23 protein-coding genes and 2 pseudogenes are annotated in these 20,248 nt (G+C 43.1%); 14 read left to right on the forward strand and 11 right to left on the reverse strand.

Features of this window, described 5'->3' with window-relative positions:
• Positions 1–14: 14 nt before the first annotated feature.
• Positions 15–323, forward strand: a complete 309-nt coding sequence (locus NWE91_08090) for a hypothetical protein (protein MCW3986349.1) — start codon at positions 15–17, stop codon at positions 321–323.
• 75 nt (positions 324–398) lie between these two features.
• Here the strand turns inward: NWE91_08090 and NWE91_08095 are convergent, their stop codons facing one another.
• Positions 399–653, reverse strand: coding sequence for a thioredoxin family protein (locus NWE91_08095; protein ID MCW3986350.1), 255 nt, complete (start codon positions 651–653; stop codon positions 399–401).
• A gap of 98 nt (positions 654–751) precedes the next feature.
• Between NWE91_08095 and NWE91_08100 the strand changes: the two genes are divergently transcribed.
• A complete protein-coding gene (locus tag NWE91_08100) occupies positions 752–1,135 on the forward strand; it encodes a helix-turn-helix transcriptional regulator (protein ID MCW3986351.1) in 384 nt (127 codons plus the stop codon).
• Positions 1,136–1,333: 198 nt separating this feature from the next.
• Positions 1,334–2,941: a glutamate synthase-related protein gene (locus NWE91_08105; protein ID MCW3986352.1), complete on the forward strand. Its 1,608-nt coding sequence runs from the start codon at positions 1,334–1,336 to the stop codon at positions 2,939–2,941.
• A gap of 154 nt (positions 2,942–3,095) precedes the next feature.
• On the opposite strand, the gene NWE91_08110 is transcribed toward NWE91_08105, so the two are convergent.
• From NWE91_08110 to NWE91_08120, 3 genes are all read right to left on the reverse strand, one after another.
• A complete protein-coding gene (locus NWE91_08110) occupies positions 3,096–3,593 on the reverse strand; it encodes a cohesin domain-containing protein (GenBank protein MCW3986353.1) in 498 nt (165 codons plus the stop codon).
• Between the two features lie 113 nt (positions 3,594–3,706).
• Positions 3,707–4,219, reverse strand: coding sequence for a hypothetical protein (locus NWE91_08115; GenBank protein MCW3986354.1), 513 nt, complete (start codon positions 4,217–4,219; stop codon positions 3,707–3,709).
• A 23-nt stretch (positions 4,220–4,242) separates the two neighbouring features.
• Entirely contained in the window at positions 4,243–5,619 is a 1,377-nt protein-coding gene (locus NWE91_08120; GenBank protein ID MCW3986355.1) for a hypothetical protein, read from the reverse strand.
• A gap of 195 nt (positions 5,620–5,814) precedes the next feature.
• Between NWE91_08120 and NWE91_08125 the strand changes: the two genes are divergently transcribed.
• The 10 genes and pseudogenes from NWE91_08125 to NWE91_08170 all read left to right on the forward strand — a co-directional run bounded on the left by NWE91_08125 (position 5,815) and on the right by NWE91_08170 (position 13,563).
• Positions 5,815–7,068 carry a Glu/Leu/Phe/Val dehydrogenase gene (locus NWE91_08125; GenBank protein ID MCW3986356.1) on the forward strand — a complete coding sequence of 418 codons (1,254 nt, stop codon included), beginning with the start codon at positions 5,815–5,817 and terminating at the stop codon, positions 7,066–7,068.
• Between the two features lie 46 nt (positions 7,069–7,114).
• Complete coding sequence (locus NWE91_08130; GenBank protein ID MCW3986357.1) at positions 7,115–7,633, forward strand: flavin reductase family protein; 519 nt, start codon at positions 7,115–7,117, stop codon at positions 7,631–7,633.
• Between the two features lie 4 nt (positions 7,634–7,637).
• Positions 7,638–7,799 (forward strand): rubredoxin, encoded by a 162-nt coding sequence (locus tag NWE91_08135; GenBank protein MCW3986358.1) that lies wholly within the window; start codon positions 7,638–7,640, stop codon positions 7,797–7,799.
• Between the two features lies 1 nt (position 7,800).
• Positions 7,801–8,988, forward strand: coding sequence for an FprA family A-type flavoprotein (locus NWE91_08140; protein ID MCW3986359.1), 1,188 nt, complete (start codon positions 7,801–7,803; stop codon positions 8,986–8,988).
• 15 nt (positions 8,989–9,003) lie between these two features.
• Positions 9,004–9,525: pseudogene (locus NWE91_08145) on the forward strand (ferritin).
• A gap of 58 nt (positions 9,526–9,583) precedes the next feature.
• Entirely contained in the window at positions 9,584–10,111 is a 528-nt protein-coding gene (locus NWE91_08150; GenBank protein MCW3986360.1) for a flavodoxin domain-containing protein, read from the forward strand.
• Between the two features lie 84 nt (positions 10,112–10,195).
• Positions 10,196–10,780: a rubrerythrin family protein gene (locus NWE91_08155; GenBank protein ID MCW3986361.1), complete on the forward strand. Its 585-nt coding sequence runs from the start codon at positions 10,196–10,198 to the stop codon at positions 10,778–10,780.
• Between the two features lie 21 nt (positions 10,781–10,801).
• Positions 10,802–11,173 (forward strand): annotated as a pseudogene (locus tag NWE91_08160) (desulfoferrodoxin).
• Between the two features lie 116 nt (positions 11,174–11,289).
• Positions 11,290–12,258 (forward strand): replication factor C small subunit, encoded by a 969-nt coding sequence (locus NWE91_08165; protein ID MCW3986362.1) that lies wholly within the window; start codon positions 11,290–11,292, stop codon positions 12,256–12,258.
• A 6-nt stretch (positions 12,259–12,264) separates the two neighbouring features.
• Positions 12,265–13,563: a replication factor C large subunit gene (locus tag NWE91_08170; protein ID MCW3986363.1), complete on the forward strand. Its 1,299-nt coding sequence runs from the start codon at positions 12,265–12,267 to the stop codon at positions 13,561–13,563.
• Positions 13,564–13,704: 141 nt separating this feature from the next.
• On the opposite strand, the gene NWE91_08175 is transcribed toward NWE91_08170, so the two are convergent.
• The 7 genes from NWE91_08175 to NWE91_08205 form a co-directional block, all read right to left on the reverse strand.
• The gene (locus tag NWE91_08175; GenBank protein MCW3986364.1) at positions 13,705–14,640 is read right to left on the reverse strand and encodes a hypothetical protein; all 936 of its coding nucleotides are present in this window, start codon (positions 14,638–14,640) and stop codon (positions 13,705–13,707) included.
• A 196-nt stretch (positions 14,641–14,836) separates the two neighbouring features.
• The gene (moaA, locus tag NWE91_08180; GenBank protein MCW3986365.1) at positions 14,837–15,784 is read right to left on the reverse strand and encodes a GTP 3',8-cyclase MoaA; all 948 of its coding nucleotides are present in this window, start codon (positions 15,782–15,784) and stop codon (positions 14,837–14,839) included.
• Positions 15,781–16,317 (reverse strand): MogA/MoaB family molybdenum cofactor biosynthesis protein, encoded by a 537-nt coding sequence (locus NWE91_08185; protein MCW3986366.1) that lies wholly within the window; start codon positions 16,315–16,317, stop codon positions 15,781–15,783. The genes moaA and NWE91_08185 overlap by 4 nt, the downstream gene beginning before the upstream one ends.
• Positions 16,314–16,751 (reverse strand): cyclic pyranopterin monophosphate synthase MoaC, encoded by a 438-nt coding sequence (moaC, locus tag NWE91_08190; GenBank protein ID MCW3986367.1) that lies wholly within the window; start codon positions 16,749–16,751, stop codon positions 16,314–16,316. Before moaC ends, NWE91_08185 begins: the two co-directional genes overlap by 4 nt.
• Positions 16,752–16,790: 39 nt before the next feature.
• Complete coding sequence (locus NWE91_08195; protein ID MCW3986368.1) at positions 16,791–16,961, reverse strand: hypothetical protein; 171 nt, start codon at positions 16,959–16,961, stop codon at positions 16,791–16,793.
• 10 nt (positions 16,962–16,971) lie between these two features.
• A complete protein-coding gene (locus NWE91_08200; protein MCW3986369.1) occupies positions 16,972–17,283 on the reverse strand; it encodes a winged helix-turn-helix domain-containing protein in 312 nt (103 codons plus the stop codon).
• Entirely contained in the window at positions 17,280–18,473 is a 1,194-nt protein-coding gene (locus tag NWE91_08205) for an ORC1-type DNA replication protein (protein MCW3986370.1), read from the reverse strand. Before NWE91_08205 ends, NWE91_08200 begins: the two co-directional genes overlap by 4 nt.
• A 117-nt stretch (positions 18,474–18,590) precedes the next feature.
• Here NWE91_08205 and NWE91_08210 point away from each other — a divergent pair.
• On the forward strand, positions 18,591–20,248 hold a 1,658-nt coding region (locus NWE91_08210; GenBank protein ID MCW3986371.1), incomplete at its 3' end, for a hypothetical protein.

Raw genomic sequence — 20,248 nt, forward strand, 5'->3', positions numbered from 1 at the left:
AAATGGATGGTTGCATGATGAAATCTCAGGGTGGGTTAGCACTGAGGGAGAAGAAATGGAAGGGGTACTCGAAGAAGCTTGGCTCAAACTTGATGATTCAATATTCTAAGACATTTTTGGAGTATTCTTCTAGTGCAGACAATGGAACATGGAATAAAACTGGGTTCTTCCGAAATGTAAGAATCGACACACCAGCTTTCAATGAACAAAAACAAGTGTTAGAAGCCTATAACGAGTTGGAAAATTTGGAGAACAAACTTGCTAGAATCAATTCCAAGATTAATCAAATATTTACTAGACAAATCGCTAGCATAGTTTCATAATATCTTTCTCTAAATGTACTTCGCCATGACCCGATAGTTAACATGGACATCCATGGCCCTAAGACTTAACAGAACCTACAATCCTAATGCATCTTTGACTTGTCTGACCGTTGGCTTGCCAACAATCGCAATCTTCCCATCAACTACAATTGTCGGAACAGCCTTTATCCCGTATTCCTTAGCCTTCTGCAAACAAATTTCACTTTCACATTTTTCCAGAATGTTATACTCACTCACAATACATTCGTTACATTTAGTATTCTGAACAATTTCTATCGTTTCGTCGCACAAATGGCATCCAGCCGTAAACACTTCAATAGAATGACCCATTTTTTCACCTCTATTACTTTAAATCATAAAGTAAATATGAAAGGTCAAGTATTTATGTTGTCAAGTAACTGAAAGATAAGCTAATGTGGATTAGTAAAATGAGTTTCCGAAAAGAAACTAAAGAAAAGTGTATATGCCCCCTTGATGAAGTTATGGATGTTATCAGCAAAAAGTGGGCATTGTTAATAATAAACATGATTGGTAACAACCAAAAGGTAAGATATAAGAGCATAATGGAAAGTCTCACGGGCATAAATTCCAAGACCCTTTCAGATAGGTTGAAGGAACTGGAGAAATACGGTCTAATTAACAGAGAAGCCTTTGCAGAAATACCCCCAAGAGTTGAATACTCTCTCACTAATGATGGAACTGAACTGGCAAAAGCAGTACTACCCTTGATGCAATGGGTAAATTCTCACAATTTGTTGAAGATGGAATCCGAGACACCTTGCGATGTTGCCTATCGGAAAAAACATGGGTAAATGCTTTTGTAACAGTTGATTTCTTATCTAGTAACCGAAAGTTTACAACAACCCTTCATTTCAACCCATCACCCGATGGTTAACACCTTTCTCCATCACCCTAAGACTTAACAGAGCCCCTTTTTAGGAATATTTAAATTCCACAGTTGCTATTCGCTCATATTCTAAGGTTTGCAAACGTAAACATGAGGGAAAAAAATGCCAGAACGTGTAGATAGAAACAGTGCCTATCTCAACGCAAAATCAACCACTGGAACACAAACACGAGTTAAAGATACTAGCCCTACAAGCGGCATGTGCCCAATATGCATCCGTGACTGCCCATTCCTCTGCGAAATCAGCCTCTCAACCTTTCGCGGAAGAGAAGCACTTTACCCCGAACCCCTGCAGTTTGGCTACAGCACAGCAGGCGCACTGAAAGATTTTGGACTCGATTGGTCCCACTTCAACATCCAAGCCTCCATCTTCGAAGTCCACGGCATCGAAGCCGACTCCGACGTAGCACTCTTCCACAACGCAAACACAGAAACTAAAATTGCAGGAATCCCATTAAAAGTCCCAATCCTAACCGGCGCCTTTGGTTCAACAGAAGTTGCACGGCTCAACTGGGATGGCCTAGCAATCGGCGCAGCACTATCAGGCGCAATAATAACAATTGGAGAAAACGTATGCGGAATGGACCGAGAGTCAAAAACTGAAGGCGGCAAAGTTGTAGAGTCAAAAGAACTGAGAAGACGTATTGAAGTTTTTCGAAAGTTCTGGGATGGCAAATACGGTGAGGTCGTTGTACAAACGAACGTGGAAGACCAAAGATTAGGTATAGACGTCTATGCGCTTTCAAAGTTAGAAGTAAACGTAATTGAGCGAAAGTGGGGACAAGGAGCTAAAGCTATTGGAGGAGAAGTTCGAATAAGTAACCTTGACAAAGCTATTATGCTTAAGAAAAGAGGTTACATAGTCATCCCCGACCCGGAAGACCCAACAGTCCAGCAAGCATTCAAAGATGGTGTTTTCAAATCCTTCGAAAGACACAGCAGAGTGGGCATACCGAATCAGAAAGGCTTTCTTGAAGACATCGATTGGCTAAGGCAACAGGGCGCCAAGCATGTAATCCTTAAAACTGGTGCGTATAGACCCTCTGCAGTTGCTTTCACCATGAAATTAGCTTCCGAGGCTAAAATTGAAGCAATAACTTTTGACGGCGCAGGCGGCGGAACTGGCATGAGCCCGGTTCCTATGATGGACGAAATGAGCATTCCAACGGTATATTTGGAATCATGGGTGCTGAAATGTGCTAGAATTCTAGAAAAGAAGGGCAAATTCGTACCAGATCTTATTATGGCAGGAGGCTTCATCAGCGAAACACAAATCTTCAAAGCAATAGCTATGAGCAACTTTGGCAACGGACCAATGGTCAAAGCAGTTTTAATGGGGCGCTCACCACTAACAGCGGTAATGAAAGCAAACTATTTCAGGCAGTTGTCTGAAGAGGGCAAGCTACCGCGTACCTTTGCGAACAGATACGGTGATACACCTGACAAGTTTTACATTGCTGCACCTAAGCTAAAAGAGAAATTCGGTGAAAGATTCAAGGAAATCCCATGGGAAGCAGTAGGATTGTACACATATCTTTCTGACCGTGTCGGCGTAGGACTCAAGCAATTGCTGGCGGGTGCAAGAAAGTGGAAACTTCACCTACTCAACAGAAACGATCTGATGGCCTTAAGTGAGAGGGCGGCAAAAGTCACAGGAATACCCCTTGCGGAAGAGGCAGAACAAGACGCTATTGAAAGGATTCTAGAATAATATTTCCCCTTTTTTTTCCTTCTTTTTAAAGCTAGTAAACGTACGACTATTGAGTTTAGTAACTTGTCTATATAGAGGTCATGTTCGTAGCCAAAAAAAAGAGAAGCGTGGTTTGTGGGTTTCTTTTGAAGAGCAGTGAGATGGATTAAGCATACTATGAGACTGTTACGAGGCCTTCAGACAGCATATGTGGAATGGGCCAGCCTACGTAGTCTTTAGGAGCTTCCCAGTACTTTATAGTTGCAAGATTGTGGATGTAAAAGCTAAGCGAAGAACTCCCCTTGGTTTTAGCTTTGAAAGTAAATTCCATCAATTCTACTTCGCCATTTTGAGGAGCCGTTCCAGCGACCCAGAACAAATACTCAATCTGGCCAGAGATAAACCTCCAATGTGGCGTTCTGGCTCCAACATATTCTAGGACAGAGCGGTCAAACACCAAGCCAATCTCGTAGCCCCAAAGGTCCTCCACATCATCTACCATTACGTTAACTGTAAAGATTTCGCCAAGTTTCACTTCTGGTGATCCAGGATCGAAGTACACTGTACACTTTGGAGTATCAGATTGCAGTTCCCTATCTGCAACAGCGAATTGATGCGACGAATATACCGTAGCACCTGCCATCATAATGACAAAAAGACACAATACAGCCACGCTTTTCATTCTCAACAAATCGAGCGTTTTGATCTCCTCCTTTTTAAGATGTCTAAGGTGCTATTCTTTCAGCACCGTGGTTGACTGGGGCAGGATGTTATTTAAGATTTGGCTCAAGGAATTCCTTCTACTACCTTAGAGAAGGCTAATCCTTTATGTACACGTGTTTGAACGAAAAGGTAACTTATGGATCCAACAATCTCCCCTTCAACTCTCAGCGTGTACGTTTGGCTTCGGATACTACTTAAAACATCGTTACCCGTAACGTCGTGAATGGAATAGAAAAAGGTGTCCTCACCAGCAGGCAGGTTCTCGTTTAGGGGTAAGTTCACCCCTATAATATGCTTCTCATCAATATACAAAGAAATAATGATTGCCTCAATACTTATTGGAAAATCAGTTGGGTTTTTTAAGGTGAACGTTATGTTCAATTGGATGGAATCGGGTTGGATAGAAGGATATTCAACTCTAGTCACTTCGAAGGTGCTTAATGATTCCATTAGAGCAACGGTAAAAGTATTATTCAGATAATTATAGATTGCAGCTATGGCGATGGCAATAATTAGAACCAAAACTACCATCATACTTAATAGTTTCTTTCTCTGAGCCGGCTTTTTCTCTCTCACGTGCGTGCCTCAAGCTGTCTTGTTTATTGGTGTTCATACCCGTACCAAGGAGTTATCATAACGATGTCGAAAATATCAATTTTGCCGTCACAATTCACGTCATAGTTGGTGTTGTACAATGGATCACCTTTTTCAGAGCCATAGGCTGAAGCTATTAACACGATGTCATAGATGTCCACATCCATGTCTACATCAAAATCACCAGGATGTGCGACTTTCACGCCTTCATAAATGAGGCTGTTGTCGTTTGTATCATTTTCACCGAAGACTTGATCTGCCGTGGCGTTCAACAGGTAATCTTCATATTCTATTGCATCTGTTACCTGCCAAGCGAAGGTCACAGTGAGGATGTCACTTTTGTCTAAGTAAACTTGGGTTCTGTTTATATCAACATTGTTGGCATAGAGCGTTACGTTGAAGGTTTCGGGAACATTACCTTGGTTTTCTAAGGTAACGTTCACATGAAAGCAGTATCCCTTAAACACCACTGTTTTAAGAGGCGTCAGCAACGTAACTGCTACATCGTGAATCGATTCAATAGCTAAGGTTATTGTCCCATCTTCAAATCTGTTGTTTTCTATTCTAGTTTCGCCTTGTACGATGGTTGCGTTAGCAGATATGGTATAGTCTCCAGGAGATATACCGCTTGTGTTCCAATGAAATGTTAACGTTTCTTCTGTATTCGGCGGTAATCCAAATACAGCTTCAGTGCCAATCGCAACACTATCATAATACGTGGTAACATTGAAGGTTTCATCTCTCACTGTCCCGTTGTTTAGGACAACAACATTAATGTTTACCATATCTCCGATGAACACGCTTGTAGAAGATGGAGTAACACTAAGGATGCCTATGTCATAGAACACGTTGCTGAAATATCCGTCTTCACTTGTGTGGCCTATTTGCTGCCCGTTCGAGTCGGAGAGATCACTACTGGATATATCTATGGAGCACTCTCCGAAATCTATCACTGTGAATATCATCTCAAAGACCGTTCCACCACCATCAAAGGATGGCCCACTAAAAGTGATGAAGGCGACCCAGCAAGTTCCCGCTGTTGCGTTTACCTCATTTTTAACTTGCATTATTGGTTCATGTAGAATCCCATCAGTGTAGCTCTCAACGGGAATTTTCACTACGTGGCTGGTGTAGTTTAACATTGAAGCGTTCCAACTCAGCTGAATGTCAAGCCCTTTAAGATCAGTAACATTAGAGATTCTTACTGCAATAGTAAAATTCTTCGACGGGATCAACATTATGTCTGTGATGTTAGATGGGTCAACATAAACCACTGTCTGGCTGGTTATGGCAAACTGTCCATGAGCCGCTGGTTTTATGCTGAATCCAAAAGTGAAGAGGTTTATCAGGACAAGCCCAAGAATGAAAAAAATTCTAACCATCAATCTCATGCTTACTTTCCCTTAGGCTAAAATGTTCAAGCGGACATTTATCAGTTATGGAAATGACTCCCACTGAAGGATTATTTTGATTTTCTGCTGATGAATAGCTTCTGAAGAGGACACGCAAACCGCGAAAGCCCAAATTTTAAGTGCATTCTTTCATAAAGAGGTAGCAAAAGGTTTGGAGGTTGGCAAATGAGTAGAGAAATGAGACCATTAGATGTTGCTTTAGAACAATTGGAAATCGCAGCGGGAATGTTGGAGTTAGACCCGGGGGTTCATGCATTTCTAAAACGTCCTAAAAGAACGCTTACGGTTTCGATTCCGATAAAGATGGACGACGGTGGCATTTGCATTTTCTGGGGCTGCCGAGTTCAACATATAGACGCTCGAGGTCCATTCAAAGGGGGAATCCGCTACCACCCACGTGTTGATTTGGACGAAGTTACAGCACTTGCGATGTGGATGACGTGGAAATGCGCAGTAGTCGACATCCCCTATGGCGGAGCAAAAGGCGGCGTCTGCTGCAACCCAAAAGAAATGTCCCAAGCCGAGCTTGAACGACTAACAAGGCGATACACAAACATGCTCCTCGACTTCATTGGCCCCCACAAAGACGTACCCGCCCCAGACGTCTACACAAACGCCCAAACAATGGCGTGGATAATGGACACGTACAGCCGATTCAAAGGCTACAGCGTACCCGAATGCGTCACAGGAAAACCTATAATCATAGGCGGATCCGAAGGAAGAGCCGAAGCAACCTCTAGAGGAGTCATAATTTGCATAAGAGAAGCCGCCAAACGTTTAGACATAAAAATGAAAGGTGCAAAAATAGCGGTGCAGGGATATGGCAATGTAGGATGGAACGCCGCTAAAATAGCGTACGACATAGGAGCAAAAATTATTGCAGTAAGCGACTCCAAAGGCGGAATCTACAACTCGCAAGGCTTAAATCCATACAAAGTTTTTGAACACAAAGAAAAGACGAGCTCTGTCTCAGGGTTTAAAAAAGCGAAAAAAGAAGTAACAAACGCTGAGGTTCTGGAACTTAAATGCGACATACTAATCCCGGCGGCATTAGAAAATCAAATCAACCAAGCAAACGCTGGAAAAATAAAAGCAAAAATAGTAGGCGAGGGAGCAAACGGACCCACCACACCAAAGGCAGACAAAATACTCCGTGAGAAAAAAGTGTTCTTGATACCAGATATACTCGCAAATGCTGGCGGCGTAACAGCTAGCTACTTCGAGTGGGTTCAAAATTTGACTCGAGAGCACTGGACTTTAAAGGATGTAAACCAGAAGCTGGAAAATATTATGGTAAAATCCTTCAACGATGTGTACAAGAGTATGAGTAGGAAAGAAACTGATATGAGAACTGCCGCGTTGCTACTAGGCGTAGGAAGAGTCGCTGAAGCCATAGAAACGCTGGGGCTTTGGCCCTGATTTCAATCTTTGCGCGCGCGCATTTTAAAGAAACTATGGTGAAAGAATGAACAGCAAAGCGTTACATAGGATAAGCTATGGCTTATACATCGTAACTTCCGGAAAAGAAAATAATTGTAACGGGCAAATCGTCAACACGCTATTCCAAGTAACATCGGAACCACCGACAATAGCAGTGAGCATAAACAAACAGAACTTCACACACGAATTCATCAGAGAAAGCAGCGTTTTAGCTGTCTCGATTCTTTCAAGGAATACGCCATTGAAGTTTATAGGCCATTTCGGTTTCAGAAGTGGAAGAGATGTAGATAAACTTGAAGAAGTAAACTTCAAAATCGGAAGAACTGGCGCACCAATAGTCTTGGATCATACAATTGCATATTTAGAAGCTGAAGTGATCAAAGAAGTCGATGCAGGCACACACACCATTTTTATCTGCAAAGTAGTTGACGCCGAAATCCTTACCGACGAAGAGCCTATGACCTATTTTTACTACCATATAATAAAGAAAGGTGCAACTCCTAAAGCAGCTCCGACTTACCTAAAAGAAGAAAACAAGGAGTGACAGAATGACAAAATACAGATGCGTAATTTGTGGGTACATATATGACCCAGAAAAAGGAGACCCAGACTCTGGAATAGAACCAGGAACTTCGTTCGAAGAACTGCCAGATGACTGGGTTTGCCCACTTTGTGGAGCAACAAAAGATCAATTTGAAAAGGTCGAATAAAATGAAGCCGAGAAAACTAAAAGCAGACGTTCATTGGGTTGGAGCGGTTGACTGGGATAGACGACTCTTCGATGAACTCATCCCGCTTCCTGACGGAACGAGTTATAACGCCTATCTTGTCAAAGGCAGCGAAAAAACAGCTTTGATAGACACTGTTGACCCACCCATGGCCAATGTGCTAATCAACAACCTAAACCAGCTAGAAGTTAAAAACTTAGATTTCGTAGTCACAAACCATGCGGAACAAGACCATTCTGGGACACTGCCGCAAATATTGAAATTGTATCCAAATGCCATGGTTGTTGCAACCCCTAAATGCAAAAGCTTGCTCATGGAATTGCTCCTGATTCCTGAAAACAGAATCATGACTATGAAGGATAGGGAAACCCTGTCGTTAGGAGATAAAACTTTAGAGTTCATCCATGCTCCGTGGGTTCACTGGCCAGAGACGATGCTGACGTATCTAAGAGAAGACAAGATACTTTTCCCTTGCGATTTATTCGGTTCTCATCTCGCAACATCTAACCTGTATATAACTGATAAAGCAACAGTCTACGAAGCAGCCAAGAGATACTATGCAGAAATCATGATGCCCTTCAGAGCAATAATTCAGAAAAATTTAGAGAAAATAAAGGATTTGCAGATCGACATTATAGCGCCAAGCCACGGTCCCATCTATCACAAGCCAGAGTTTATACTTGAAGCCTACAGGGATTGGGTCTACGCCCCGCCCAAAAACATCGTTGTACTGCCTTACATCTCAATGCATGGCAGCACCAAAAAGATGGTGGAATACTTTGTTGCCGCTTTAGTTGAGAGAGGCATAACTGTAAAACAGTTTAATCTAGCTAGGACAGATATTGGAAAATTGGCTATGGCTCTAGTGGACGCTGCCACAGTTGTGGTAGGCTCGCCTACAGTTCTTGTTGGGCCGCATCCAAATGTGGTTTACGCGGTTTATCTTGCAAATGCTTTGAGGCCGAAGTTGAAGTTTGCATCGATCATTGGGTCTTATGGTTGGGGGGGTAGAATGGTTGAGCAAATCACGGGATTGCTGTCTAACCTGAAGGTTGAGTTGCTTGAACCTGTTGTCATAAAAGGTTTTCCAGAGGAAGAAGACTTTAAGGCGTTAGACAGACTAGCTGACGAAATTCTGAACAAACACAAAGAACACGACCTAGTATGTTAAAAAGGAGGTGAAAAAATGTCAAGTAAGAAAATGGTAGCGGCGCTGAATAAACAGCTCAACAACGAGATGTATTCAGCACATCTGTATATGGCCATGTCTGCTTACAGCACTTTTATTGGGCTTAGAGGACTTGCCAATTGGTTTATGGTTCAATATCAGGAAGAGATGGTACGTACCATGAAAATCTACGATTACATTAACGACCAAGGCGGACAAGTGAAACTCATGGCTATCATATAACCACCAACAGAATTCGGCTCGTCTCTAGACATGTTTCAGAAGACCTTGAAGCATGAGAAATTCATTACAAAGAGTATCAATAATCTTGTTAACCTTGCGATTAAAGAGAAAGACCATCCTACAAACATCTTTCTCCAATGGTTTGTCACTAAACAAATCGAGGAGGAGGCTAATGACAACGAGATAATCTCTAAATTGAAACTTGCTGGAAAAGGTAATGGATTGTTTATGATTGACAAAGAACTTGCAACACGGATATTTACGCCCCCAACAACATCCAACGAGACTCAAGCATAAAATGTTGCAATAACTGAAATAGGAAGTGATTAGATGAACAAAGAAACTGAGGAGAAACGTGAGTATACCACACAGACGCATCGCAGAACAACTTAAAGGGAGTCTCTATATGCAAAAAATCCTCATTCTTTACTATAGCCGAACTGGAAACACCGAAAAGATGGCTAAAGCAGTAGCCGAAGGAGCTAAAGCAATTCAAGGAGTTGAAGCTGAACTAAAGTTTCACGCAAGACCTGAAGAGTTCGCTGACTATAACGCTATTGCAATTGGAGCCCCAACTTACCATCATGACATGGCTGTTGATATTAAGAATCTTCTCGAGAAAATTGCCTTGAAAAACGTCAATTTGAAAGATAAAATAGGAGCAGCTTTCGGGTCATACGGCTGGAGTGGTGAAGCACCACGACTGGTTCTTGAAATCATGAAAAACAGATTTGAAATGCACTTGATGGAACCACCAGTTCTACTCAAATACGTACCGGACGAAGCAGGGCTTGAAAAATGCAGACAACTTGGAAAGGAAATCGCTGAAAAACTCATGCTGCGTACACATGCTACACGCGGAGAGAAGGGGTTCCCAGAGTAGAAGATTCAAAGCGGTGAGCGAATCAGTTAATGAAAATTTAAATAACTAGACACATTTTATGAGTCGGACAGAAGGTAGGTAACAATGAAAAACACCATTGAAAATCTGGTAAAAGCATTCATCGGTGAAAGTCAAGCAAGAAACCGCTATACATTCTATGCAAAGGTTGCCAAGAAGGCAGGCTTTGAGCAGATTGGGGGGATTTTCCTCATTACTGCAGAGAACGAGAAGGAGCATGCGAGCAACCTATTCAAGTTAATCTGCAGGTTGAAAAAGAAAAGTGGCGAGGAACTAGATGAGGTTAAAGTTGAAGCAGTAGCCCCAACGGTTCTCGGCAGCACAGCAGAGAATCTGAAGGCAGCAATCGCAGGAGAAAACTACGAGAACACAATAATGTATCCAGAATTCGCCGAAGTTGCTGAAAAAGAAGGCTTTCCTGAAATCGCGATAAGATTAAGAGCGATCGGTAAAGCAGAGAAACATCATGAAGAAAGATACAAGAAACTGCTAAAAGAGGTTGAGGCAGGAACCTTCTTCAAAAAGGAAAAAGATGTTTGGTGGGTATGCCGAGAATGTGGATATATTCACTTTGGAAAGGAACCACCAGAAGAATGTCCTTCATGTGATCACCCGCGAAGCTACTTCCAGCTTAAATGTGAAGAATATTAAAAGGAGGGATAGAAAACGACAGAACAAAAACAAATTTACAAATGCAACATTTGCGGCAACATAGTTGAAGTTTTGCATGCGGGAGTGGGACAACTCGTCTGTTGCGGTCAGCCAATGGAGTTACTTGCGGAAAAGACCACGGATACAGGCTTAGAAAAACATGTCCCTGTAATAGAAAAAACTGCGAAAGGAATAAGCGTGAAAGTTGGTTCAGTCCCGCATCCGATGGAACAAAAGCACTATATTGAATGGATAGAAATAATTGCCGATGGCAGAATTTACAGAAAATTCCTAAAACCAAGAGACAAACCAGAAGCAGAGTTTGAAATCACAGCGGAGAAAATCTGGGCAAGAGAGTACTGCAGCATCCACGGATTGTGGAAATCTTCCTAGCATCGCCTTTCTAACATTCAACCCCCATTCCTTCAGGTACCACCGCTGCACATCTACTAAAGAATTAATTTATCTTACTATAAATCTAGTGTATAGTATCATTCGGAGAGAATTACATGAGCTATGAAATGTGGGCAGAAAAATACCGCCCAAAATCCTTAAGCCAAATGGTAAACCAGAAAGACATCGTAGAACGCCTTGCCAGCTTTGCAAAATCCCGCAACGTGCCCCACTGCATTTTTGCTGGTCCTCCTGGAACAGGAAAAACAACCGCAGCTTTATGTCTAGCTCGCGAGTTGTACGGCGACACTTACAGAGAGAATTTAATGGAACTGAACGCAAGCGATGAACGGGGCATAAACGTTGTTCGCGAAACCGTGAAGACTTTTGCTCGTGTGCGGAGTCTTGGAGAAATTCCATTCAAAATCCTAATCTTAGATGAAGCAGACAATATGACTGGAGATGCACAGCAAGCTTTACGGCGAACAATGGAAAGGTACACCGGAACTTGCCGATTCATCCTAATAGCTAACTACAGCGGAAAAATCATCGAGCCGATTCAAAGCCGCTGCGCCCCTTTCCGTTTCAGCTATCTGCCTCGAGAGGAACAGGACATATATCTTAAGCACATAGCCCAAAACGAAAACGCAGAATTGTTAGAGGATGGGTTAGACGCAATTTACGACATTTGCAGAGGTGATCTGCGGAAAGCTGTCAACTCGTTACAGGCAGCCGCTTCCCTTGGGAAACCTGTAAGCTCAGAAACGGTTTATTCGGTGGTTGGAAGAGCAAACCCAGCAGACGTTCACGCCATGATAAAAATCGCGATGGATGGCAACTTCGTTGAAGCAAGAAAGAGGCTTCGGGAGATGATTATGAAGTATGGCGTGGCTGGAGGCGACGTAATAAAACAGATTCACATAGAACTTTTCCGTCTTGACGTTCCAGAAAGCTGGAAGGTTAAACTGGCAGACGTAGTGGGCGAAGTGGATTTCCGCCTTACTGAAGGCGCAGATGAAGAGGTGCAGTTGAGTGCGTTGTTGGCGAGGCTTGCTGAGGCAGGTTACGAGTTGAAAGGTGGCTAATCTGTAGTGCATGCTGCATGGACAGTGAAGTACAAGCCCAAATCTTTGACAGAAGTTGTGGGAAACCGAGTAGCAATAGGCGAATTCAAAGAATGGTTAAAATCGTGGGAGAAAGGAGTTCCTTCACAGAAAGCCGCATTCCTTCACGGTCCACCAGGCGTCGGCAAGACAGCAACAGTTGAAGCCTTAGCTAGCGACCTTGGCATGGAGTTCGTAGAGAAGAACGCCAGTGATTACCGCACTGAGGAGAAAATCCGCCAATTTGCTGGATTAGCTTCTCAATATGGTGGTTTCTTCGGAAAAAAGCGCATAATTCTCCTTGACGAGATGGATGGAATTTATGGCACAGTAGATAGAGGAGCCATCCCAGCCATTACTGAAATAATAAAAAACACACGGTGCCCTATCGTTCTAATCGCGAACGATTTCTGGAACAAAAAGTTCATAGCATTTCGAAACAAGAAAAAATACCTAGTAATCGAGTTCAAAAAGCCATCGGCAGGCGAAGTGTTGAAGCATTTGAAGAAGATTTGCGCCAAAGAAGACATTGCTGCTGATGAGGAAGCTGTAAGGTTTATCGCTCAGCGAAGTGAAGGTGACATCCGGTCGGCTGTAAATGATTTACAGGCGTTGGGACAGGGAAAGCGGAGGCTTACATATGGTGATGTCTCTTGGCTTGCCTATCGAGACCGCAAAGAAGTTATTTTCACTGTTCTACGCCAGGTTTTATATGGAAAAAGTTGCAAGGCTGCTAAGCAGACTGTCGGCATGGTTGATGTTGATTTGGACATGTTTTTCGAATGGATTTACGAAAATGCACCTCATCATTTTAACGTTCCAAGCGAGTTGGCAAATGCTATGGAAGCGTTGGCAATGGCCGACTTGTATAGGGGAAGGATTAGGCGGACACGGAATTGGAAGTTGATGCGGTACATGATTGACTTCATGACTGCAGGGGTAGCGATGGCTAGGGACAAGTCGAAGCCGACTGGATGGATCCCGTTTAGGTTTCCGCAAAGAATAAGGATGTTGTCAACTAGCCGAGCCGAGAGAGCAAAGAAGAGGGAAATAGGGAAGAAGGTAAAACGGCGAATGCACATTTCAGTAGCGGTAGCGCAAAAAGATGTCCTGCCTTATTTGGAAATCATTTTTGAAAGCAACACGGATATGGCTGCAGGCATAGCTAACTGGTTCAACTTCAAAGAAGACGAAGTCAGCTACATTACTGGAAATAAAAAACAAGCCAAGAATATTATAAAAATCATGGAACAGAGCACCCCATCTCAGCACCCCAGTAAAAAGTGAACTCACATGCAAACCTTGCGTCTTCACTAGCAAAAGACCGTGAAAAACAGCAAGAACAGTTTGCATGCGGCTGAAAAACGAAAATAAAAAAAGAAGGTTGTTAGAGCCAGCAGATACGCATGCAGTAGTTGGCTAAGGTGATTAGGGCTTCTTCATTGCATACACAAGTACGCCAATGCTGATGATGATGAAGCCTAAGCCGAACAAGAGATATGCATAGGATTGATTCATGGCTGCGTTAGCTTGAACTTTGGTAGAGTTCGCCTCAAGCATAGATGCGTCAGCTTCTGTCATGGCTGCGTCAGCTTGCATCTTGAGTGCCTCAGACTGGGTCATAGTTTGGTTCAATTGAGCATCCTGGTAAATTGTCAGGTAGTCTATATCAGCTGCATATGCTTGTTCAAATAAGTCAATGCCATTCCAAATAGACGTATTCGCACTGGCCAAGTCCCAAATTGAAAGGTGCGTTTCAGCCATGCTTCCTTCTATTGCAGCTTGACGTGCTAGCCATCGAGCTTCAACACCACTGAAGGAGCTCCAAGATTGATATAGTGCATCGTATCTTTTCTTAGCTTCAATGACGTCTTCTTGATCAGCAGTGAACACAGCAAACTTGTAGGCAGGATAATAGCTGCTCCAAGACACAGACCAGTAGCTTGTGTATGGATAGTTATAGTCTACTCTGATATCATATTCATGCGGAGTATATTGGGAAAATTTGTCTACGTCAGCAGTGAAGCTGATCTCAAACCAGTGGGTATCATAATAATCTACTTTTATAGGGTTTGCAGTGTAATTTAGGGTTTTCTTAAAACCATTGTCAAAAACTAACCTTACAATTGTGATGTTCATGTAGGGGCTATGATAGTCATTTAGTACAGGTATCCTCAGTGTAGCAGTTGAACCGTTTGAATAAGCAACAATGTCATAATCGTGAAAGACATTGTCATACTCGTACCATACGAAAGGCGGTTGCCATTCAGAGCGCTTAATATATGCTTGAGCCACCTTAATTGTTGATAGCGAAACCAAAGCAACTATGAATAAGCCGCATATGAATGCAGATTTTCTTCTCATTTTGTCACGTTCCTTAAAGTACGAACGTTCATAATGCTTTGATCCTTTATATATAATTTGCTGTCATCTGTCACCGCGTTTGATGAGCCGAGATATCATTGTTCTTATTCACCCCGTTGGAGCATGATGGATATTAGATGTTGGAACCTGTAGGCTTAGGGCGCAGTGCTGGATGGCAACATTAAGAAAGGTTATCCTATTTCACTATTTGATGTGCTAGCTGTTTGTGGTAGGGCTCTCTTTTCCGACAAGTCTCCGTAAAAAGCTTCACTAATTCCTCTTCGGCTGCTCCATTCCTTAAAGGAGTCATCACGTCAACTAAGTTTGTGTTCACCATCAAGCAAGGCTTCAGTTTTCCCTCACTTGTTACTCTTAACCTAGTGCAGTGAGCGCAAAATTCGGTGTTCTCTGTGGGGCGGATTACCTCAACTTTTCCATCTGACATCTCGTATATGCGCCTATTATGCATGTGTGGTCTTACCTCCACATGTACGGCTCGCATTGCCAGCTCTGCTTCAACCTTATCTAATGGATAATGGTAGCGTTCGTAGTATGTCTTGCTGAGGTTGATAGGTTCCAGCTCGATCAGCTGTAATAATGTACCACTTCTTCGGGTGAACTGGATCATTTCAGGGATTTCGCTTTCATTTACGCCTGCTAAAACCAGCATGTTCACTTTAACTGGATATAGCCCTGCCTTAACTGCAGCGCTGATTCCCCTCCTCACATCTCTTAAATCACCACCCATCAACTTGCAATAAGCATCCTCATTCAAAGAAGGCAAACTAACATTGACTCTTATCAAACCGCGAGCCCGCAAATTCTTCGCCATAGATGCTAAGAAAATTCCGTTTGTGGTCATCGACAAATCCTGCAAGTTCTCCAAACCAGCAATACCCTCGACAATGTTTAGAATGTCCTTTCTCAGCAAAGGTTCACCACCTGTCAATTTGATTCTCCGTATACCCAAGTCAACAGCTATCTTCGCCAGATGGACAATTTCTGTAGCAGTCATTTCGACAACAGAAGCGTCGGGCCTTTTCTCTTGACCTTCGCGGTGGCAGTAGGGACAATGTAAGTTACAGCGTTGAGTGACTGAAAATCGCAAGTTTAGAACAGGGCGACCGAAGTTGTCTTTTATCATGGTTTTTCCCGAGCGTGCTTCACGATGTGACCTGCTTCAGGCAATATAAGCTTGTCGAGACAAAGCCTCACAGCGTCTATGCTTCCAGGAATGCAGAAGACAGCTTTACCATTTACGGTTCCAGCGACTGCACGACTCAGCATGGCTGCAGAACCCATCCTGTCGTAGCTTAGTTTACGGAACAATTCACCGAAGCCAGGCAAAATCTTCTTCAACTTGGGAGTGATAGTTTCGATAGTCACATCTTTTGGTGCAATTCCTGTACCGCCACAAATAACAACAACCAACACATTTTCATTCTGCAGAGCCTCTTCCAAAGCCTCTTTGATCAGGTTTTCGTTGTCTGGCACTATAACACGAGAAGCCACCTCATGGCCAAAACTCTTAAGCATTTGAACAATCAAGTCCCCTGAAGGATCATCAATCCGCTTCCCATTTTTTAGACGGGCAAAACGGGATGTGCTACACATTATGACGGTGAAACTAAGCTGGGTTGGTGCTTCAGCTTTATGCCTCCGTGAAGATTGACTCACTCTTTCTTCACCTTGCGCGAAACCCTGACGTCTTCGATAACGGTTGTAGGGTACTGGCCTTTGCGGTCTTTTTCATATTGTTTGGTCATATCCCATACTGTCAAAAGCGCAACAGAAACGGCTACTAGCGCTTCCATCTCCACACCGGTCTTTGCAAAGGCTTTGACCGTTGCTTCCACAGCTACCATTGACTCGTCAGCAGTTTCAACTGAAATGTCTATGGTGGACAACGGTAGGGCATGACACAGCGGGACAAGTTCACTCGTTTTTTTAGCTGCTAAAACGCCTGCAATCTTCGCCAAACTGAAAACATCACCCTTCTCAACCTTCCCATCCTTGATTAGCTGCATGGTTTTGGCTTTCAACTTTATTGTGCCTTTAGCTGTTGCCTCGCGAAAAACTTCTGGCTTCTTGCTTATATCTACCATACTCATACATTTCACGCCTTTCCTTAGAGGTTGCTTATAATCAATTTATGGAACCTTTTCCTCTGCTTCCGCAATGCTTATTCTTATTTTAAATGTTTCCGTTTTTCCAATTATGCTATTTGCAAAGTTCCTAAAAATATGGTCAGCATCGATGTTCAGCGGCTGCTTCATCAAAGGCAGTATGAGTGCTACTTCTATCGCAGCCCAAGGGGACATAGATGCAGACCTACCCCCCCCTCCCCTCCCCCCTCCCTATTTTTTTGGCGTATACGCTGTTTTCTTGTTCCCACAATTCCATCAAATCTTTTATAGCCCTCGCTTTTGCGTTTTCCTCGTTGAAACGATAAATGCGAATGCGACCGAAAGACTTGTGTTTTATCAAACCTGCATTCTCTAGCTTTTGCAAATGTTCGTTGGTTGTAGTGTAGTTTAGTCCTGCGCGTTTTGCGATGCCGGAAATGTTTAGTTCTCCTATCTCGGAGAGAATGCGCATAATTCTAACTCTTCCTCTGGAAGAGAATATGTCTTCAACTTTCATAGCGCATGTCCTCGTCTGGCGCGCTCTAGAGTTTTGTTTAACACTTTTTCCAAGTCTGCCGCGGCAATACGTGGTAGCCCTATCAAGGTGGTTTTGCCCCGTTGACCACTAGTGGAAAGCTCTGCCTTGATAACGCCGAAGTTTGAAAGCTCCTGAATATACTTCCAGAGTTGCGTGTGCCCTCGCGGTTTCTCGTCGAACTCTTCGCACGCAATAGTATAAGCTTCTTCCGCTTCACCCATTGATAGATGAATCCCACCGGTTTGCTGGAAACGCCGTGCAATGCCGAGTAGAAATAGCTTTTTGTGAAAGATTAAAGCCGCAATCTCGTCTCGCCGTATTCCTGCATAAACATTTCCCACAGCTTTTCTGACATATTCAGGTGAAACCTCTTTAATTCCTTCTGTGTCCGCATATTTCCCAGCTCTCCAAAGAAGTTCTATGCCATAACGTGCATTTCCCCCTTCCTCTTCACCCAACTCTGCTGCAAGTGTTATGGTTTCCGTAGGAATAGTTCCTTGCTTGAAGGCTAATGTCACGCGGTTGCCTAGAATGTCTTGTAGCTGTACCTTTGTATAGGCGCCCAGTTCGATTATGTTGCTCTGAAGTGTGCTCCTAGTACTTGCATCTAACTTGTTGAGCCAGCTTAGTTGTCGGAGGATACATAGAAGCGAAAGTCGCCCAAGTGCTTTGGCACGGGTTTCTTCTACGCGAGTTATCTTGTAGAGAGGCTCGGAACCTTCGTTCCGTATGAGTGATTCTAATTCGTCCAAGGCGATGATGAGATAGATGTTTTGATTGTCAAGAATTTGAAGTAAGGTCTGCAGTAATTCTTCAGCAGAGTACCCTCGTTTTGGAAAAGTTGGATGAAATCTCGTCACTAGTTGTTGCAGTATTAGAAAAAAGCTGCCTCTGTTTTGGCGGCAGTTCACGTGGATATAGTGGAGATTGATGTTACGCTGCTGCGCTTCGCGCATTATGGTTCGCCCGAAATACTGAGCCACCACGGTTTTCCCAGTTCCAATTTTGCCAGTTACAATTACACGTTGCGTCATTTTTCCCGGAGTTTCTATAGTGTGGCGGAAGTAATGGTTCAGAAGTTTAAGTTCATAACCGCGGTGTTGAAGTTTCGCTGGTGTATAGTTAATGTCAAGTTTGGTTTCATCTTTGAAAACGCTGGCAGAAAGCAACGAGCCTTACTCCTTTTCTTAATTGTCTATTCACCGAGCTTTTAATGGTTTTTGTCTGTTTAGTAGTATATTTCCGTAGGGATAAAGTGAAAATATAGCTGTGAAAGTCACTTTTTGATGTTTTCTGATAATGCTTTGAAGATTAGGCGTTTTACGCCTTTAGGCCAGAAATTGGAACTATGTTCCATAGGCTTTTTTAAGCAGGTTACAGAAATAGTACATACCGAAAATAGAAAGGAGAAGATAGAAGATATGCTGAATATCGATAAAAAGAAAGTGTTTACGCTGTTTGCTTTGACTTTGCTTGTTACATCTTTGTTATTAGTTGGCATTAATTTACCTTCAAGTGCGCTGCCGCAGGATGACCTCATTTACCTTGATGGTCCGTCTCTTACGCCAATTCACATGGATGGTCCGTCTCTTACGCCAGTTCACATGCACTCGTTGATGGGCATAATCAACCCATTTGACCCATGGGGAACTCCATGGCATGAAATTTATCCTGACTATTGTGAGAGTTGGACTTTCACCAGTTGGGAAGACAACGGGAATGGATATCTCGATCCTCCAGATCAAATCGACATGACTAACGATGTGACTCAGGAGGTACGTTGGTATCATGTGGACAGAGTGACGTTGACATTAGGCTTGTACAGTGAGGATTACCAAGAATTTCTGTATGTTGAGTACAAGAACCCGCCAATTAATCCACCCTATGATCCATTAGAACCACATATATACATGCCTATCTGCACTTTCTGGCACGAAGTGTGGCCCGTTTACCACGGGGTAACGGGGCATCCATATCACATTATTGATTGGATGGATAACGGCAATGGTTATCTCGACTTCTGCGACTATATCATGTTTGAAGATTGGATGGGAATATGGTGGCATGTTGAAGAGTCTGCTACTGACCTAATCCTTAACGAAAAAGTTATGGATCCTATTGGCATTGAATGGCATGAGCTTTATCCAAGCTTTAGCAACTACCACCTTCTCACTAGCTGGAAAGAACCCATAGAAGATCCCTTCCCTGGCAGGCTTAGTCCCGGCGACCAGATCGACATGTTGAACGAGACAACTCAAGAAACGAAATGGTACTACGTTGACAGAGTAACCTTCACCATGCTCATATCCAATCTAAGTGATCCAAAGCAAGAATGGTACATTGAGTATAAAGGCCCATTCGAAACAATGTACAACATTAAAACCACTGTGGTGAATTCCACATGGCACGAAGTCTATCCTCTATATAGTCCATCTCTTAACATAACTAACTGGGAAGACAACTGTAACGGAGTACTAGACTATTGCGATAACATTGAGCTGCACGATTTGTACGCAGATTTGTACTATGGTTGGTGGCACGTTGAAGAATTGTCAATAGACATAATCCTCAACGAGAAGATCGATGATCCTACTGGCATAATCTGGCATGAGCTTTACCCTGAATGCAGCGTCAATGACTACGAAACATTAGATTGGGAAGACAATGGCGACGGATTGCTTAATCCTTGCGATAACGTCACACTAGCGCTTTTACCCACTGGCTTGACCGACAAGTATCATGTAGAGAACATGACGCTCACTCTCAACCTCACAGTAGAAGATGTGGTAGGACATATGCCCTTTACACCAGGAGAACGGATATACATAGAATACCTCTCAGCCATATACTTCGGATGGGAATGGATGTACTATCCGAAGACACACCCGCTGTACACCGATTGGGAAGTAGTCTGCCCAACCGATCTGTTTGGCTATCCCCTCAC

The organism is Candidatus Bathyarchaeota archaeon, assembly GCA_026014805.1.
Taxonomy (GTDB): Archaea; Thermoproteota; Bathyarchaeia; order Bathyarchaeales; family SOJC01; genus JAGLZW01.

Bases quoted from the DNA above. Each gene is read 5' to 3' on its own strand.
- NWE91_08090 (MCW3986349.1), top strand. From the start codon at position 15: ATGATGAAATCTCAGGGTGGGTTAGCACTGAGGGAGAAGAAATGGAAG.
- NWE91_08095 (MCW3986350.1), bottom strand. From the start codon at position 653: ATGGGTCATTCTATTGAAGTGTTTACGGCTGGATGCCATTTGTGCGAC.
- NWE91_08100 (MCW3986351.1), top strand. From the start codon at position 752: ATGAGTTTCCGAAAAGAAACTAAAGAAAAGTGTATATGCCCCCTTGAT.
- NWE91_08105 (MCW3986352.1), top strand. From the start codon at position 1,334: ATGCCAGAACGTGTAGATAGAAACAGTGCCTATCTCAACGCAAAATCA.
- NWE91_08120 (MCW3986355.1), bottom strand. From the start codon at position 5,619: ATGGTTAGAATTTTTTTCATTCTTGGGCTTGTCCTGATAAACCTCTTC.
- NWE91_08125 (MCW3986356.1), top strand. From the start codon at position 5,815: ATGAGTAGAGAAATGAGACCATTAGATGTTGCTTTAGAACAATTGGAA.
- NWE91_08130 (MCW3986357.1), top strand. From the start codon at position 7,115: ATGAACAGCAAAGCGTTACATAGGATAAGCTATGGCTTATACATCGTA.
- NWE91_08135 (MCW3986358.1), top strand. From the start codon at position 7,638: ATGACAAAATACAGATGCGTAATTTGTGGGTACATATATGACCCAGAA.
- NWE91_08140 (MCW3986359.1), top strand. From the start codon at position 7,801: ATGAAGCCGAGAAAACTAAAAGCAGACGTTCATTGGGTTGGAGCGGTT.
- NWE91_08155 (MCW3986361.1), top strand. From the start codon at position 10,196: ATGAAAAACACCATTGAAAATCTGGTAAAAGCATTCATCGGTGAAAGT.
- NWE91_08165 (MCW3986362.1), top strand. From the start codon at position 11,290: ATGAGCTATGAAATGTGGGCAGAAAAATACCGCCCAAAATCCTTAAGC.
- NWE91_08175 (MCW3986364.1), bottom strand. From the start codon at position 14,640: ATGAGAAGAAAATCTGCATTCATATGCGGCTTATTCATAGTTGCTTTG.
- moaA (MCW3986365.1), bottom strand. From the start codon at position 15,784: ATGATAAAAGACAACTTCGGTCGCCCTGTTCTAAACTTGCGATTTTCA.
- moaC (MCW3986367.1), bottom strand. From the start codon at position 16,751: ATGAGTATGGTAGATATAAGCAAGAAGCCAGAAGTTTTTCGCGAGGCA.
- NWE91_08195 (MCW3986368.1), bottom strand. From the start codon at position 16,961: ATGTCCCCTTGGGCTGCGATAGAAGTAGCACTCATACTGCCTTTGATG.
- NWE91_08200 (MCW3986369.1), bottom strand. From the start codon at position 17,283: ATGAAAGTTGAAGACATATTCTCTTCCAGAGGAAGAGTTAGAATTATG.